Here is a 16,114-nt window from a genome sequence, read left to right as displayed (position 1 = left end):
TTACTCCTGATCGCGTGGACGAATGGATTCGCTAATGACTTCGGCATCAAAGGTCGCTTTGAGTGCCGCGATATTGGGGTCGGTCTCGATGGACTCACGCGCGCGGTCGCGGCGATCGCTCGCCACACGCTCCGCGGCGGCGGCAGGGGTCTCCGCGTTGACCGGTCCCACCCGGATGTCCACCCGCAGCGCCTCATTGAAGTGCTGCGACAGGGCCTCGGCAAGGCGCGCGGTGACGTTGTCGTTGACCAGATGCCGATGGCCCTCGTCGATCTGCAGCGTCACCCGATCGCCCTCGCGCGCCACCCAGTCGCAGTGATCGGCGAGCGCCTGCGCCATGCCGCTCAGTGACAGCGCCGCCGCCAGGCGATGCCAGTCATCATTGCCGGTGGGGGTCTGGCGCTCGGTAGCGGGCTCAGCGGCAGGGGCCGGGGTCGGCGCCGATTCCGGGGCCGGCCCCGGAGCCGGCGCCGCCGGCGCCGTCGGAGCCGCTGCGGTGGGGCCGCGGGTGTCGCCCTCACCGGGGTCCGGCTCAAAGGCGAGCATCCGCAGCAGCACCATCTCGAAGCCGGCGCGCGGATCCGGGGCAAGGGGCAGATCGCGGCGCCCATGCAGCACGATCTGATAGAGCAGCTGCACCCACGCCGCGTCCAGCCGCTGGGCCAGCGCGGCCAGGCGCTGCCCGTCAGTGGTCTCGGCATCAAAAACGGCCGGCACGGTCTGGGCCAGCGACAGCTGGTGCAACAGGGCCAGCAACTCAGCCAGCGCCTGGGCAAAATCCGGGGATGTCTCTGCCATGCGCGCGACGGTATCCAGCAGGCCGGGGCCATCGCCGTCGGCGAGCCGCTCGAGCAGTTCGAGCAGAAAGTCGTGATCGATGCTGCCGAGCATGTCCTGTACATCGGCGTCGACCAGCCGACCGCTGCCGAATGCAAGGGCCTGATCGGCCAGACTGAGGGCGTCGCGCATGCTGCCATCGGCAGCGCGGGCGAGACGCTCGATGGCCGGCTTTTCCACCTCGATGCCCTCGTGGCGGGCGATGGTCTCCAGCTGGCCGGCGATCATGTCCGGCAGCAGCGGCTTGAGGTTGAACTGCAGGCACCGCGACAGCACCGTGACGGGCAGTCGTTGCGGGTCGGTGGTGGCCAGCAGGAACTTGACGTGCTCCGGGGGCTCTTCGAGGGTTTTCAGTAGCGCATTGAAGCTGTGCGTGGACAGCATATGCACTTCGTCGATCAGGTAGATCTTGTAGCGTCCACGGGTCGGGGCGTACTGGACATTATCCAGCAGATCGCGGGTGTCCTCGACCTTGGTGCGGGAGGCGGCATCGACCTCGATCAGATCCACGAAACGGCCGGCGTCGATCTCCGCGCAGGCGGCACACGCGCCACAGGGCACATCGGTGACACCCTTCGACTCGCAGTTGAGGCACTTGGCGAGGATCCGCGCCACCGTGGTCTTACCCACGCCCCGGGTGCCGGTGAACAGGTAGGCGTGGTGCAGACGTCCGCTGGCAAGGCCATTGGCGAGTGCCCGCAGGACGTGGCCCTGGCCAACCATTTCGTCAAAGCGGTGGGGGCGCCACTTCCGCGCGAGTACCTGATAACCCATACTGCGAGTATAGCATCGGCGAGTGGGGACAATAGAGAAAGGCGGGGACGCCAGCCACACCCCGGCGCCCGAATCCACCGCTGCCGCTGCTCCCTTCCGGGCCTGACGGGGTTGACGGTTTATCGTCGCGAGGGGACCAGCGCCACCGCTATTGTATGGTAGCAAACCGCCCCAGCCCGCGCGAACCCAGAAGGACCGGCGCCATGACCCCGCTGACCGAAATATTCGCCACCTTCCTGCGCCTGGGGCTGATCGCCTTTGGCGGGCCGGTCGCCCATCTCGGCTATTTCCACCGCTGGTTCGTGCGCGACCGGCGCTGGCTGGATGATGCCACCTACGGCCAGCTGCTCGCGCTCTGTCAGATGCTGCCCGGCCCGACCAGCAGCCAGACCGGCTTCGCCATTGGTGTCGAGCGCGCCGGTATTGCTGGTGGACTCGCGGCGTGGCTGGGTTTCACCCTGCCCTCGGCGGTGATCATGATCGGCCTGGGGATGGGCATGCAGCACCTCGGCGCGTTTGATTCCGCAGGCTGGCTGACCGGGCTCAAACTCGCCGCCGTGGCGGTGGTCGCGCATGCCCTTTATGGCATGGCCCGACAGCTCTGCCCGGACTGGCCACGCGTCGGGATTGCCGCGGCGAGCGCCCTGGCGGTCAGCCTGGCACCGGCGGCGCTGGGCCCGTTCGTGGTCATCATCGGCGGGGCCCTGGCGGGCCTGGTCCTGTTTCCGTACCCGAAATCCGCCCATGCCGATCTGGGCGCGCGCGTCACCCGCCGCCAGGCCCTCGCCGCCCTGGCGCTGTTCGGCATGGGACTGATCGCCCTCGTCGGCCCGTTCGGCCTTCCCCCGTTATGGGCGGCGCTCTATCAAAGTGGCGCCCTGGTGTTTGGCGGCGGCCATGTGGTGCTGCCATTGCTCGAGAGCGGGCTGGTGGCGCCGGGCCTGATCGATGCCAACCGCTTTCTCGCCGGCTACGGCGCCGCCCAGGCCCTGCCCGGGCCACTGTTCAGCTTTGGCGGGTTCGTCGGCGCCGGAGTCGCCGATCAGGCCCCCTTACTGACGGGGATGCTGGCCACCGTCCTGCTCTTTGCGCCCGGACTGCTGCTGGTGGTGGGGCTTCTGCCATTCTGGCAGGCGGCCGGCCGCTACCCGGCGACCGGCCGCGCACTGCCCGGCATCAACGCCGCCGTGGTGGGGCTGCTGGCCGCGGTGCTTTGGGACCCGGTCATCACCAGTGGCATCGGCTCAGTGGCGGATGCCGGCATTGCGCTTGTCGCGCTGCTGGCGCTGGCGCTGACCCGCACCCCACCCTGGGCGGTGGTTCTGGGGTGTGCACTGACCGGCGCCGGCCTCGGTTATCTGCCCTCCATGGCATAGCGCAGCACCCGGCGCTTCAGCCAGCCACCATGGCCCGCGATCTGCAGGCCCAGTCCGCGCACCGGCGCGAGCGGCCCGAGCGGCGCCGTGAAACCGACATGAAACGCGCTCATCGCCGACTGCATCAGCTGATTATCGGGACGCCGCCCGCGCTCGTAGGCAGCCAGCCCGGCCGGGTGCGCCGCCGGCAGCCCCCGGCGCAGCGACTCGGCAATCTGCCCGGCGAGCGCCCGCGCATCGCGCAGCCCGATATTAACGCCCTGACCGGCCAGCGGATGAATCACATGCGCCGCATCGCCGACCAGCACCAGCTGATCGCGCCAGTAGCGCTGTGCATGCAGCCGGCGGATCGGAAAACTGCCCCGCCCGTAGACCTGGTCGATCAAACCCAGATCCGTCGGGAAGGCGCTTTCCACGGCATCCACAAAATCGGCCTCGCTCATCGCGGTGAGCAGGCGGGCCTTGGATGGCGAGACATACCACACCAGCGACGCCGCGCCACCGGCGAGCGGCAGCAGTGCCTGCGGGCCATCCGGGGTAAAGCGCTGCCAGGTCCGGGTGCCCGCCGGCGGGTTTGGCTGCACAGTCGCGACCACGGCGTGCTGGTGATAATCGCCCTCCCAGACGCCGATACCCGCCGCATCCCGTAACCGCGACCCGGCACCGTCCGCCGCCACCGTCAATGCCGGCGTCAACGCCCCTTCACCCTCAAGGATTAACCGCGGGCCATCGGTGCCGGGCTGTACGTCGAGCGTCGGGGCCGGGACATCCAGCCGCACCGATTCGAGCCCGGCAGCGGTCTCCAGCAGGGCCGCCTGCAGGTGGTCGTTTTCAACGAACACGCCCAACCGATCCAGACCCAGCTCATCGGCGCTGAATGCGAGCCGTCCCGGTGCCGAAATATCCCAGGTCGCCAGTTCATCAAAGGTCGCCACCCGCGCCTGGTCCAGCGCCGGCCAGGCGCCCAGCGACTGGAGATACTCGATAGACCGGCCGTTGAGGGCCGAGACCCGGAGCCGCGGCGGCTCATCGGCCGTGGGCCGGGTCGCCGGACGGGCCTCGAGCAGCCGCACCGGGATGCCACGACGGCCGAGATCCACCGCAACCGCGGCGCCGACCATGCCACCGCCGACCACCAGCACATCATTGCTGTTCATTGGAACGACTCCCTTGTCCGGGGTTGGAAAACACACTGAGTATTCTAGCGCGCAGATCCGCCAGCGTTCCCGCCGTCGACGGGCCGGGCTCCAGACCGGCGCGAAATCCCAGCGATTCGAAACCCTCGAGCAGCGCCGGATCGCGGGCGACCACATGCACCGGCACCGTGCGCGAGGTGGAGTCACCCGTGATCAGCGGCGCCGGCTGATGGTCACCCAGCAGGATCAGCACCCCATCACCCAGAGACCGTCCGGCCCACTCGCCGGCGGTGCGAAGGGCGTAATCCACCGCCCGCTGGTAATGATCACGGATGCGCGCCCCCTCGCTCCAGACCTCGCCGGGGGGCGGCCCGGCATCGGCCCAGCGCTCAAAGACGGCCCCGTCGCCAATCCGCGCCCAGTCGAGGATCGGCAGGATCGGCGTCCACGGCGCGTGGCTGCTTATCAGCGCCACCTCGGCAAACACCGGCTCGCGGGTTGCCTCGCGGATCGCCGACTGCAGGTAATGCCAGGTGTACTGATCCGGCATGGTGACCCAGTTGAGCGGGGGGCCGGCGTAGTCGATGCGCGCATAATCGTCGATGCGGTCATAGCCCCATTGCCCGCCGGCGGGCCATGGATCGGTGATGGCCGGCATCAGGGCCACGGTCTGATAACCGGCGCGATCAAAATCCTCGATCAGCGATGGCCGCTCGGCATTCAGGAACAGGTCATAACGGATCTGATTGTTCATCCAATGCCCGCTCAGCACGGTGCCATGGGCGAGCCACGACTGCCCGCCCTGTACGGGCGACTCGAAACGCCCGGTCACCACGGCAAGGCCGGCGGCGTCCAGCGACTCACCGAAGTGCTCGAGCGCCGCCCGCCCGGTGGCGCGATACCGCGGGTCATCGAGCATGACGGTGCCGTAGGACTCGATGAAACCAAGAATCACATCGCGTCCGGCCAGTCGATCAAGTGATGGAGCGACCGGGTCCGGTGTACGCCGCAGTGCATCAGCGAATCGCTGGCGCTCACGGGCCGTTTCCAGCACCCGGTGGGTCTGGTCGTTGAAGCGGATGACCGCCGGCGCATCCACCGCGCGATCGATTGCCGGCATATCCCGGTGGTGCTGCAGCAGCAATCCGGCGACCAATACCAGCAAACCCACCGTGCGCAGCCGCCAGGCGCCCCGCGGTGGGATCCCGCGTCGCAGTATCCGCGCCAGCAGGGCAAATACACCCACCACGGCCAGCGCCGCCAGAACCAATGTCAGCCAGGCCAGCGGCGCACCGATGGCACCCCGCAGCAGGTGCTCGACCGAGGTGGCGAGCGGGATATCGATGAGAAGATTCATGGGCCGGCCCAGCGCCCAGCCGGTGCCCAGATCCGACAGCGCAAGAGCCACCGCCACCAGAATCACGGAGCTGAGCATGGGCGCAACGCCGCGTGCCAGCGCCACCGGCAGGCTCCAGATGATGCCGAGCACGATCAGGGTCTCCGCCGCCAGCCACGGCGATGGGAACTGCGTATAAGGCATCCACCACTCGGGCACCACCAGCAGCAGGTTGATACCCAGCGCGATGAGCAGCCCCGCCACGACCGGGCGCATCATCCGGGCCACCGTCCCATCCGACGACTCGCCGCGTCGGTGCAACTTCCACCCCGTGGCACTGTCGACGCCCTATCGAGGAGGGTGTTGATGCAGCACAGGAGCGAGGCCATCCAACCATCGAGCTGGACACTGACCGAACCCGCCCTGCCACTGCGGCGCGGCGTCATGGCGGGGCTCGCCATGGCAACCACGGCACTGGGAATCCACTGGCTCACTGCGCTGCTCGGCGGCGGCGGCATTGATGCGCTGGAGGGGCTGGTCATTGCGGCCTTCTCGGTCACCTTCGGGTTCTCGTGCATTGCATTCTGGACCATGATGGCCGGTATTGCCCTGCGGCTGTCCGGTCGGCATCCAGTCACCCTGCAGCGCGGCGCCCCTGCGGCCGAAGACGCGCCCCCATTGGCGCGGACCGCACTCGTGATGCCGGCCTATAACGAAGACATGGGCGACGTCGTACACTGCCTGATGTCGACACTGCAGTCCCTGCAAGACACCGGTCAAAGCGAAGCGTTCGACTGTTTTCTGCTCAGCGACAGCAACGATCCAGCCCAGCGCGAGCGTGAGCGCGAGGCGATGGCCCGACTGCAGCGTCGATTCCCGACGGGGCCCGGGCTCTACTATCGGGCCCGTGATGAGAACACCGGTCGCAAGCCGGGGAACATCCGGGACTTCTGCGAGCGCTGGGGCGCCGGCTACGAGTTCATGGTGGTGCTGGACGCCGACAGCCGCATGACCGGCGAGGCCCTGGTCACCCTGGTGCGCCGCATGGTCGCCAACCCCCAGGCGGGCATCATCCAGACGGTCCCGCTGCCAGTCGGCCAGCGCACGGTGCTGGGCCGATTCCAGCAGCTCGCGGCCAGCCTCCATGCCCGTCACATCGCCAACGGCCTGGCCTTCTGGCAGGGCAACAGCACGAACTACTGGGGCCACAACGCGATCATCCGCATCGCCGATTTCAAGGCCTGCTGCGGGCTCTCGCCACTCCCCGGCCGGCCGCCCCTGGGCGGCGACATCATGAGTCACGACTATGTCGAGGCCGGGCTGATGCGCCGGGCGGGCCGCAGCGTTTACGTCCTCCCCGAAATCGGCGGCAGCTTCGAGGGCATGCCCGGCAATTTCATCGACGATCTCAAACGCGAGCGGCGCTGGTGCCAGGGGAATCTCCAGCATCTGCGCCTGCTAACCGGGCGCGGCTGGCGACCCGTCACGCGGCTGAATTTTCTGCTCGGCGGGCTCGCCTACCTGACCGCGCCGCTGTGGCTGCTGATGATCAGCGCCGGCATCCTCGACGCGGTGGTCTCCCCGGATCAGGGGCGCTGGGTGAACGCCGCCACCACACGGCCCGACACCGTTGTGCCGCTGATCGGCCTGAGCCTGATGGTTCTGTTTCTGCCGCGGCTGATCGGCATCGCTCTCGCCACCCGAGAGCAACGCGGGTACGGCCGGCGCTGGTCGCTGCTGCGTGGCAGCCTTCTGGAGCTGGGCTTCGGCATTCTCCGATCCCCCCTCATGATGGTGCTCTACAGCGGCTTCATCCTGCGCATCCTGGCCGGACGCCCGGCCCGCTGGGATACCTCGCTGCGCGGCCGGCGGCGCATCCCGGCGCGTGAAGCATGGCGGTTGGGCACGCCCATTGCGGCCGGGGCGCTGACCGTCGGCCTGACCGTCGCCATGGGGGCGCCGTCACTGCTGCCGTGGCTGCTGCCGGCGCTGGCGGGACCCCTGCTATTTCCGCTATTCCTGCAGGTGACCAGCCTCCTGGCGCCGGCATGGCTGCCGGCGACCCCGGCGGAGTCGCGTCGGCTGGTGCCCGTCAACCCGATCGCTGTGGGCCGGTCACCACGGCCGTCAGCGGCCAGCCTCTGCCCGCCACCGGCCGAGGATTATCGACCCATGCCGCTGCAGCCGCTGTCTATCCCGGCAGGCCGGGCCTGAACCGACTCAGGCCGAAGCCTGGGTCGCCGCCTCACCGGGCGACGTCTCGCGCAGGGCGAGCGCGGTGGCCTCGCCGACGTGCTCAAGCCAGTGGAAGGTCATGTCCTGACGGGCGGACTCGGGGATGTCCTCGTAGTCCTTGCGGTTCCGGGCCGGCAGCAGCACCGTGTGAATGCCGGCCCGACGCGCCGCCAGCACCTTTTCCTTGATACCGCCCACCGGCAGCACCAGACCGCGCAGGGTGATCTCGCCGGTCATCGCGACGTCCTCGCGAACACACCGCCCGGTCACCAGCGAGACCAGCGCGCTGTACATCGCCACACCGGCACTTGGCCCGTCCTTGGGGATGGCCCCGGCCGGCAGGTGGACATGGATGTCATCGCTGGAGAATGCCGTGGAGTCGATCCCCAGCTCGTCCGCGCGCGCCTTGATCAGGCTGAGCGCCGTCTGGGCACTCTCTTTCATGACATCGCCCTGCTGACCGGTCAGCACCAGCTTGCCGTTACCGGCATAGCGATTCGCCTCGATGAACAGGATATCTCCGCCCACCGGCGTCCAGGCCAGCCCGGTGGCGACCCCCGGGACGCTGGTCCGCATGGCCGTTTCGCCCTCGAACTTCGGCGCGCCCAGCACGGTCGCGACGGCATCGGCGTCCACCCGTGCCTGCTCGGCGGTGCCCTCGGCGAACTGCACCGCAAAATGCCGCACGATGGCGCCCAGTTCGCGCTCCAGCTGCCGGCAGCCGGCCTCGCGGGTGTATTCCGCGATGACCCGGTCAATCGCCGCATCGGTCAGCTCGAGCTGCCCGCGGGTCACGCCGGCGGCCTCGAGCTGGCGATCCAGCAGATAACGCCGCGCGATCTCCGCTTTCTCCTCCTGGGTATAGCCCGGGATCTCGATCATCTCCATGCGGTCGCGCAGCGGCGCTGGTATCTGATCGGGGACGTTGGCGGTGGCGATGAAAAGCACGCCGGTCAGATCAAAGGGGACGCCGAGATAGTTGTCCTGAAAGGTCCCGTTCTGCGCCGGGTCCAGCACTTCCAGCAGCGCCGCCGACGGATCGCCCTGGATGCCGCCGCCGAGCTTGTCCATCTCATCGAGCATCAGCACTGGATTGCGTGACCCCGCCTTGTGCAGGCTCTGGACCACCTTGCCCGGGAGCGCCCCCAGATAGGTGCGTCGATGCCCGCGGATCTCGGCCTCATCGTGGACACCGCCCAGGCTCGAGCGCACAAAGTCGCGACCCGTGGCGCGGGCGATGCTCTGCCCCAGAGAGGTCTTGCCCACGCCGGGCGGCCCGACGAGGCAGAGAATCGGGCTGCGCCCCTCGGGGTTGAGCTTGCGCACCGCCAGATGCTCGAGGATGCGCCGCTTCACCGGCTCAAGGCCGTAGTGATCGGTGTCGAGGATCTCCCGGGCCCGGGCGATATCAATGTCCTCGGGCCGCGTGGTGGACCAGGGCAGCTCAAGCAGCCAGTCAAGATAGGTACGCACCATCGAATACTCGCCGGCACCCTCGGGCATCCGCTCGAGGCGCTTGAGCTCCTTGCGCGCCTGCTCGTCAACGGCCTCGGGCATCTGTAGCGCATCGATGCGGGCCTCGAGCTCGCGGATCTCCTCGCCCTTGTCATCGCTCTCGCCCAGCTCCTCGCGGATCGAGCGCAGCTGCTCGCGCAGCAGTGCCTCACGCTGGCGCTCGGACATGGTCTCGTGGGTCCGCTCGCTGATTTTCTGCGAGAGCTTGAGCACCTCAACGCGATAGTCGACCAGTGTCAGCACCCGCTCGAGACGCGTCTCAATATCGAGTGTCTCCAGCAACTCTTGGCGATCGGCACTCTCGAGGTCAAGATAGCCCGCGACGGTGTCGGCGAGCGCACCGGGCTCCTTGATGCTGGATAATGCCCCAGCCAGCTCCTGGGGTGCCTGTGGCAGGAGCTCGAGCGCCTCGAGCGCCTTGTCGCGCAGCGCGACCATGTGGGCATCCACGGTCTGCCCCACGGGCTGTTCCTCGGCGATGCGCTCGACCCGCGCCACCGGGAACGGATAGCCGTGCAGGTGCTCGATGACGCGGAAGCGCTGTTCGCCCTGCAGGACCAGGTGATGGTGCCCCTCATTGCCGTTCACGAACCGCATGACGTTGGCCACCGTGCCGACGGCATGCAGGTCATCGGGACCGGGTTCCTCCACGCTGGCATCCCGCTGCATGACCACGCCCATGGGCTGCTCGTTCTGCGCCGCCTGGCGCGCGGCGAGGATCGATCGCGCGCGACCGATCCCCACGGGCACCAGCATGTTCGGAAACAGCACCATGTTGCGGATGGGCAGCAGGATCATCGCGTCGTCAGGAAGCCGCGGGATGACCAGACTGCGGGACGGCTCAACGCCCTCGTTTTCAAGAGTCTGCATGGATACCTCCGAAGATCGCCGGCCAATTGCCGGGTAACACGGTCAGAGGTGGAGGCTGCCGGCGGCGTATTCAAGCCATCCGCTGGGCACGCAGAGCCATCGCAATGGTACGCTTGGCGTTCTACGGATCACTGATTCAAGGGATGCCCAAGCGATGGACGAGACCGTGAAGATCACATTGCCCGAGACCGGGATCCCCCGGCATTGGTACAACATCAACGCCGACCTGCCGGCCCCGATGGCCCCCGTGCTGAGGCCCGACAACTATGCCCCGGTAGGGCCGGATGATCTGGCGCCGATCTTCCCGCAGGCGGTCATCGAACAGGAGATGAGCACCGAGCGCGAGATCGAGATCCCGACGCCGGTCCGCGATGTCTACCGCCAGTGGCGGCCCTCGCCGCTGTACCGGGCACGTCGGCTGGAAAAGGCGCTGGGCACCCCGGCCCGCATTTACTACAAGTATGAGGGCGTCAGCCCCGCCGGCAGCCACAAGCCCAATACCGCCATCGCCCAGGCGTTCTATAACAAGGCCGAGGGCGTCAGACGCATCACCACCGAAACCGGCGCGGGTCAGTGGGGGTCGTCACTGGCACTCGCCGGGGCGATGTTCGACCTGGACATTGAAGTATTCATGGTCAAGGTGAGCTTCAATCAAAAGCCCTACCGCCGGGCCTTCATGGAGAGCTTCGGCGCGCACTGCATCGCCAGCCCCAGCGACACCACGGCAGCCGGCCGCGCCGTCCTGGCTGAACGGCCCGACGCCACCGGCAGCCTTGGCATCGCCATCAGTGAGGCCGTCGAACTGGCCGCCCAGCGCGATGACACAAAATACGCCCTGGGCAGCGTGCTCAATCATGTCCTGCTGCACCAGACCGTGTCGGGCCTGGAAACCCAGCGGCAGCTCGAGCAGGTGGATGATTACCCGGACAAGGTCATTGGTTGCACCGGGGGTGGATCGAATTTTGCGGGCATCGCCTTTCCGTTTCTCGGCGAGCGGCTGCGAGGCGGGCCGGCGACCGAGTTCATCGCAGTGGAACCGGCCGCCTGCCCCACCCTGACCAAAGGTCGGTTTGCCTATGACTGGGGCGATACCGGCCACCTGACGCCGTTGACCAAGATGCACACCCTCGGCTCGGCCTTCATGCCCCCGGGCTTTCATGCCGGTGGGCTCCGGTACCATGGCATGGCGCCACAGATCAGCCACCTCACCGACCTCGGCTACATTCAGCCGCGCGCCTATGGCCAGCTCGACTGCTTTGCCGCTGGTCTGAGCTTTGCCCGGGCGGAGGGGATCATCCCGGCACCCGAGGCCAACCACGCGGTCAAGGCGACCATCGACGAGGCGATCGCCTGCCGTGAGTCCGGCGAGTCGAAGGCGCTGCTATTCAACCTCTGCGGGCATGGCCACTTCGATATGCAGGCCTACACCGACTATCTCGCCGGCAGGCTCGAGGACGAACCCGAGCAGATGGCCGAGCAGTCGATGGCGCTATCGGGGCTGCCCGGCGTGTAGCCCGGCACGGCCGGTGCCGTTCCAGTCATTGGCCGCGCCCAGGGCGATTGTCACCCACACGGGCAGATCATCCGCCAGGCGGTAGTGGATGTCCGGATGCTGGTGACGGGCCGCCAGCAATCCCCGAGCCGCCAGATCACCCAGCATCTGGCGGGTATCGGCAGGCGGCTGAGGCATGACCCGGGCCAGTTCGTCGGCCTTGAGCTCACCGGCATGATGCAGACAGGTCAGCATACGCAGGCGATCCCCGTCGCTGATGATGCGATGGAAGTCCACGCCGCGCAGTGTCTCGGTTCGGGAATGGGCTTTAGTCACGGGCCGTCTCCTGATGTTTTCCGGATTATGCCGCCGGATACATGACAGGAGTGTGACGTGGAGCAGGCGAGGAAATGGCGTCCCCAACGGGATTCGAACCCGTGTCGCCACCTTGAAAGGGTGGTGTCCTAGGCCGTCTAGACGATGGGGACATGTCCTGTAGACGACGCGAATAATAGCAGAAAGCGGGTCTGCGTCAAGGCAGGACCCGGCTTCTGCCGCGCCGCTCACATCGTCAGGCCGCGGCGTCGACTCCGCCCATCCGCCGCGCCAGCGCCGGGAAAAGGCCCAGGGAGATCAGATGGGCATAAATCCAGCCCATGTAACCCGCGCGGAACAGCTCATCGACGTTCGCGGTGGTGAGCCGCATCAGGGCCTGCTCATCGACGCTGAGGAACTGCCCGAGCACGACCGCGGATTCATCCTCGCGGGTAACTCGTGCGTTTCGCTCGGTAAGCAGCCCCAGAGCGTCAAGCTTTTTCGCAAACTCAACGGTCTGCTGAAAACGCTGGTGGTATTCGCGCATGAACCGGGTCGCGGTCGCAAGGTACTCGGTTTCCTGCCCATCAGCGTCAAAGAGTTCATTGCCCGTCTCAGCACTCATCGCAGAGCCGTCCACACAGACCAGAAACTGATCCTGCTCGTTGGGTTGGTTGGCAAGCACGAAGGGATAGCGGCGGACGAACGCCGGGATGTAGTCGGCCTGCCACCGACCATCGGAATCAACGAAGAGATTTTCCTCATCGCGCATCCCCAGCACCGCTACCGGGATCACCTGGCCGGCACTGCGGGTGAAGACGATCGGAAAGTTTCGCGAGGCTTCAGCAAACTCCACGCCTGCCAGAGCAACGGAATTGGTTTGACGGGTGAACCCGTAGTCTTTCGGCGGGTCGATCTTCATCGACTTATGCTGATCACGATTCAGCGCCACCGGCTCACTATAAAAAAGCAGATCTGCCATTTCGCCCCCTTACTCGAATAACACAACATTACTGAGTCTGGAGGTCAGCAGAAACGACTGCGGAGCGTTTGTGGGGGATTGGTGGAGCCAGGCGGGATCGAACCGCCGACCTCCTGCATGCCATGCAGGCGCTCTCCCGGCTGAGCTATGGCCCCTGAATCAACGAGCGAGAGTTTAGGAACACACGGGCTAGGTGTCAATGCCGATCCAGCTCCGGCTGGTCCACCCACTCGCGGGCACGGACAAGACGCCGCAGGACGGCCTCGCGCCCCAACAGTTCCAGCGTGATATCGATGGGCGGCGATACCGGGCCGCCGGACACCGCCACCCGCAGGGGCTGGGCCACCTTGCCCATCTTCAGCCCCTGCTCCTCGGCAACGCCGGTTATCGCCTGATGGATGGCGTCGGCCTTCCAGTGCTCCACCTCCGCCAACGCGTTGGTCAATGCGTCAAGCACATCACCGGCGCCGAGCAGGTGCTTGCGCGCCGCCTTTTCGTCGTAAGCCTGCGGTTCGGTATAGAAAAACCGGCTGTTCTCGGCCATCTCGACCAGCGTTTTGCTGCGCTCGGCCTGGGCTGATACCACCGCTTCGATGTTCGGCGCGTCAGCGGCACCGGGATCAATCCCCAGCGCACCCAGATGCCATGCAAAGTGGCGTGCGACATGCGCCGGCGGCAGCGTCTTGAGGTAATGCTGGTTGAGCCAGTCCAGTTTCGAGGGGTTGAGGCTCGAGGCGGAGTGATTGATCTCGCCGATGTCGAAATACTCAATCAGCTCATCGAGCGTGAACACCTCCTGATCGCCATGGGCCCAGCCCAGGCGAACCAGATAGTTGATCACCGCCTCGGGCAGATAGCCGGCATCACGATACTCCATGACACTGGCCGCCCCAGTGCGCTTGGAGAGCTTTTTGCCCTGCGCATCAAGGATCATTGGCACGTGCGCATAGACCGGCGGCTCGACCCCCAGCGCCTTGAGGATATTCGCCTGACGCGCGCTGTTGTTGAGGTGATCATCGCCACGGATGACATGGCTGATGCCCATGTCCATGTCATCCACCACCACGACGAAATTGTAGGTGGGTGAGCCATCCGCGCGGGCGATGATCAGATCATCGAGCTCGGCATTGTCGAATGCCACCCGGCCCTTGACCTGATCGTCGACCACGGTGTGCCCTTCATGGGGCTGACGAAAGCGGATGACCGGATCGCCCTCGGCATCCGCGGGGCGCTCGGTCAGATGCCGGCACCGGCCGTCGTAGCGGGGCTTGACCTTGCGCGCCTGCTGATCGGCACGCAGCTGGTCGAGGCGCTCCCGCGAGCAGTAGCAGCGATAGGCGGTGCCCTCCTCGAGCATGCGATCGATCACTTCGCCATAGCGCGCGAAACGCTCGGTCTGGTAGAGCGGCCCCTCGTCATAATCGATGCCCAGCCAGCTCATGCCCTCGAGGATGGCGTTAATGGCCTCGGGCGTTGAGCGCTCACGGTCGGTATCCTCGACCCGCAGTACAAAGCGGCCGCCATGCCGACGGGCGTAGAGCCAGCAGAAAAGCGCCGTGCGGGCACCGCCGATGTGGAGATAACCGGTGGGACTGGGGGCAAAACGAGTGGTGACGGACATATCGGCCTTCGCTGTCTGGAAAGACACCAGTCTAGCGAGTGACCGGGGTCACGGGCCAGTGGGCGTCATCAGCGATTGACAGCCCCCCGGCTGATTCCTAAACTATCAGACTGTTGGGCGGTTAGCTCAGCGGGAGAGCACTGCCTTCACACGGCAGGGGTCGCTGGTTCGATCCCAGCACCGCCCACCAACCCGCATCGATTATTCAGGCGACCCGATCGATCCGTGCCGGCAGCGCCTGGCGCACCCAGGCATTCTTCCTCTCCTTCAGCCAGGCATTGCGCTAGCCGTGCGTGGTCGTCGTCGGAGCTCCGATCGCGGCGCGACTGCCCGGCCGGCAACAGGAAGACCAATGACCCCACCTGCTCATGGTAACCCCCATGGATCCGACCGCTCCCTGGGCGCCGCCGTCCACGAACTTGTCACCGCCATCGAACCGATCAGTGGTTACCACCGGGTCGCCCTGCGCGCGGCACTCGGGCGGATACTGGCCGAGCCCCTGCGCACGGCCGTTTCAGTGCCGGCTCACGACAACTCCGCGGTCGACGGCTATGCGCTCCGGCATGCCGATGCCGGGCACGTCCCGCTGCAGAGGGTTGGCACGGCCGCCGCCGGTCATCCCTACACCGGCACACTCGGTGCGGGCGAGTGTGTGCGCATCATGACCGGGGCCGTGGTACCCGCCGGCGCCGATGCGGTGGTCATGCAGGAGCGCGTCAGCCGTGATGGCGATGCCATCACCCCCGAACCGTGGCCGCCGGCGGGCAACAACATCCGGCGGGCCGGCGAAGACCTGCAGGCCGGTGACTGCATTCTCGAGGCGGGGCGACGGCTCACGGCGGCGGATCTGGGAGTGATTGCTTCCACCGGTCGGGCTGAGCTCAACGTCAAGCGGCCGTTGCGCGTCGCGTTCTTCTCCACCGGCGATGAGCTGCGCGGTGTCGGTGAGCCCCTCGGCCCGGGTGAGATCCACGACAGTAATCGCTACAGCCTCTACGGCATGCTCACGCAACTCGGCGTCGAGGTACTGGATCTGGGCACGATCCGGGATGACCCCGAAACCCTGGCCGGCGCCCTGCGCCAGGGTGCGCGCGACGCTGACGCGATCGTGACCTCCGGCGGTGTCTCGGTAGGCGATACCGACCATCTCCCCTCGCTGCTCGGAGAGCACGGTGAGCTGCTTTTTCGCAGCATCGCCATGAAGCCCGGCCGACCCGTCACCGTCGGGCGCTTCGACTCGGCCTGGTACTTCGGCCTGCCCGGCAATCCGGTATCGGTCATGACCACATTCTCGCAACTGATCACGCCGGCGCTACGGCGTCTGGCGGGTGAGGCACAACGTCCCGCCCGTCGCATGCGCGTGACGACCCGGAGCCCCCTCGGAAAGACCCCCGGCCGCCAGGATTTCCAGCGCGGGCGACTCGTCGAGGGCCCGGATGGCGAGCTCGAGGTAGTCAGCGTTGGTCATCAGGGCTCGGGCGTTCTGCGCTCGATGAGCGAGGCGGACTGCTTTATCGTGCTGCCCGCCGAGCGCGGCCCGGTCGAGGCCGGAGAGATCGTTGAGGTCGAGCCGTTCGCTGCACCCCTGATTGCCTAGAACAAAGGCGGTGGCGAAACCCGGAGCG

Annotated in this window: 11 protein-coding genes, 3 tRNA genes and 1 other RNA gene; 5 read left to right on the top strand and 10 right to left on the bottom strand. The window is 66.9% G+C overall.

Annotated features, from left to right (window positions below):
- Both dnaX and ffs read right to left on the bottom strand, forming a co-directional pair.
- On the bottom strand, positions 1 to 1,611 hold the full coding sequence (dnaX, locus tag BA899_RS05835) for a DNA polymerase III subunit gamma/tau (protein WP_159300054.1): 1,611 nt from the start codon (positions 1,609 to 1,611) through the stop codon (positions 1 to 3).
- Positions 1,612 to 1,656: 45 nt separating this feature from the next.
- Positions 1,657 to 1,753, bottom strand: an RNA gene (gene ffs / locus BA899_RS05830) — signal recognition particle sRNA small type.
- Positions 1,754 to 1,814: 61 nt separating this feature from the next.
- On the opposite strand from ffs, the gene chrA reads away from it, so the two are divergent.
- Entirely contained in the window at positions 1,815 to 2,987 is a 1,173-nt protein-coding gene (chrA, locus tag BA899_RS05825) for a chromate efflux transporter (protein ID WP_159300053.1), read from the top strand.
- On the opposite strand, the gene BA899_RS05820 is transcribed toward chrA, so the two are convergent.
- Entirely contained in the window at positions 2,966 to 4,144 is a 1,179-nt protein-coding gene (locus BA899_RS05820) for an FAD-dependent monooxygenase (RefSeq protein ID WP_159300052.1), read from the bottom strand. The genes chrA and BA899_RS05820 overlap by 22 nt on opposite strands.
- Entirely contained in the window at positions 4,131 to 5,738 is a 1,608-nt protein-coding gene (locus BA899_RS05815; protein ID WP_159300051.1) for a hypothetical protein, read from the bottom strand. Before BA899_RS05815 ends, BA899_RS05820 begins: the two co-directional genes overlap by 14 nt.
- Positions 5,739 to 5,774: 36 nt before the next feature.
- Between BA899_RS05815 and mdoH the strand changes: the two genes are divergently transcribed.
- A complete protein-coding gene (gene mdoH / locus BA899_RS05810; protein WP_159300050.1) occupies positions 5,775 to 7,673 on the top strand; it encodes a glucans biosynthesis glucosyltransferase MdoH in 1,899 nt (632 codons plus the stop codon).
- 6 nt (positions 7,674 to 7,679) lie between these two features.
- Here the strand turns inward: mdoH and lon are convergent, their stop codons facing one another.
- The gene (gene lon, locus BA899_RS05805) at positions 7,680 to 10,079 is read right to left on the bottom strand and encodes an endopeptidase La (protein WP_159300049.1); all 2,400 of its coding nucleotides are present in this window, start codon (positions 10,077 to 10,079) and stop codon (positions 7,680 to 7,682) included.
- A gap of 154 nt (positions 10,080 to 10,233) precedes the next feature.
- Between lon and BA899_RS05800 the strand changes: the two genes are divergently transcribed.
- Complete coding sequence (locus tag BA899_RS05800; RefSeq protein WP_159300048.1) at positions 10,234 to 11,592, top strand: TrpB-like pyridoxal phosphate-dependent enzyme; 1,359 nt, start codon at positions 10,234 to 10,236, stop codon at positions 11,590 to 11,592.
- Here the strand turns inward: BA899_RS05800 and BA899_RS05795 are convergent.
- From BA899_RS05795 to gltX, 5 genes are all read right to left on the bottom strand, one after another.
- Entirely contained in the window at positions 11,569 to 11,907 is a 339-nt protein-coding gene (locus BA899_RS05795) for a hypothetical protein (RefSeq protein ID WP_157809104.1), read from the bottom strand. The two genes, BA899_RS05800 and BA899_RS05795, sit on opposite strands and share 24 nt — an antisense overlap.
- A 75-nt stretch (positions 11,908 to 11,982) precedes the next feature.
- Positions 11,983 to 12,059, bottom strand: a tRNA-Glu gene (locus tag BA899_RS05790).
- An 83-nt stretch (positions 12,060 to 12,142) separates the two neighbouring features.
- A complete protein-coding gene (locus tag BA899_RS05785; RefSeq protein WP_159300047.1) occupies positions 12,143 to 12,868 on the bottom strand; it encodes a SapC family protein in 726 nt (241 codons plus the stop codon).
- Positions 12,869 to 12,947: 79 nt separating this feature from the next.
- A tRNA-Ala gene (locus BA899_RS05780) sits at positions 12,948 to 13,023 on the bottom strand.
- Between the two features lie 41 nt (positions 13,024 to 13,064).
- Entirely contained in the window at positions 13,065 to 14,489 is a 1,425-nt protein-coding gene (gene gltX, locus BA899_RS05775) for a glutamate--tRNA ligase (protein WP_159300046.1), read from the bottom strand.
- Between the two features lie 115 nt (positions 14,490 to 14,604).
- Between gltX and BA899_RS05770 the strand changes: the two genes are divergently transcribed.
- Positions 14,605 to 14,679: transfer RNA gene (locus tag BA899_RS05770), tRNA-Val, on the top strand.
- 162 nt (positions 14,680 to 14,841) lie between these two features.
- A complete protein-coding gene (glp, locus tag BA899_RS05765) occupies positions 14,842 to 16,086 on the top strand; it encodes a gephyrin-like molybdotransferase Glp (protein WP_159300045.1) in 1,245 nt (414 codons plus the stop codon).
- Positions 16,087 to 16,114 lie beyond the last annotated feature (28 nt).

The organism is Spiribacter sp. SSL99 (assembly GCF_009805925.1).
Taxonomy (GTDB): Bacteria; Pseudomonadota; Gammaproteobacteria; order Nitrococcales; family Nitrococcaceae; genus Spiribacter; species Spiribacter roseus.
The sequence above is the reverse complement of the archived record's forward strand: the minus strand, read 5'-3'. Positions and strand labels throughout refer to the sequence as shown.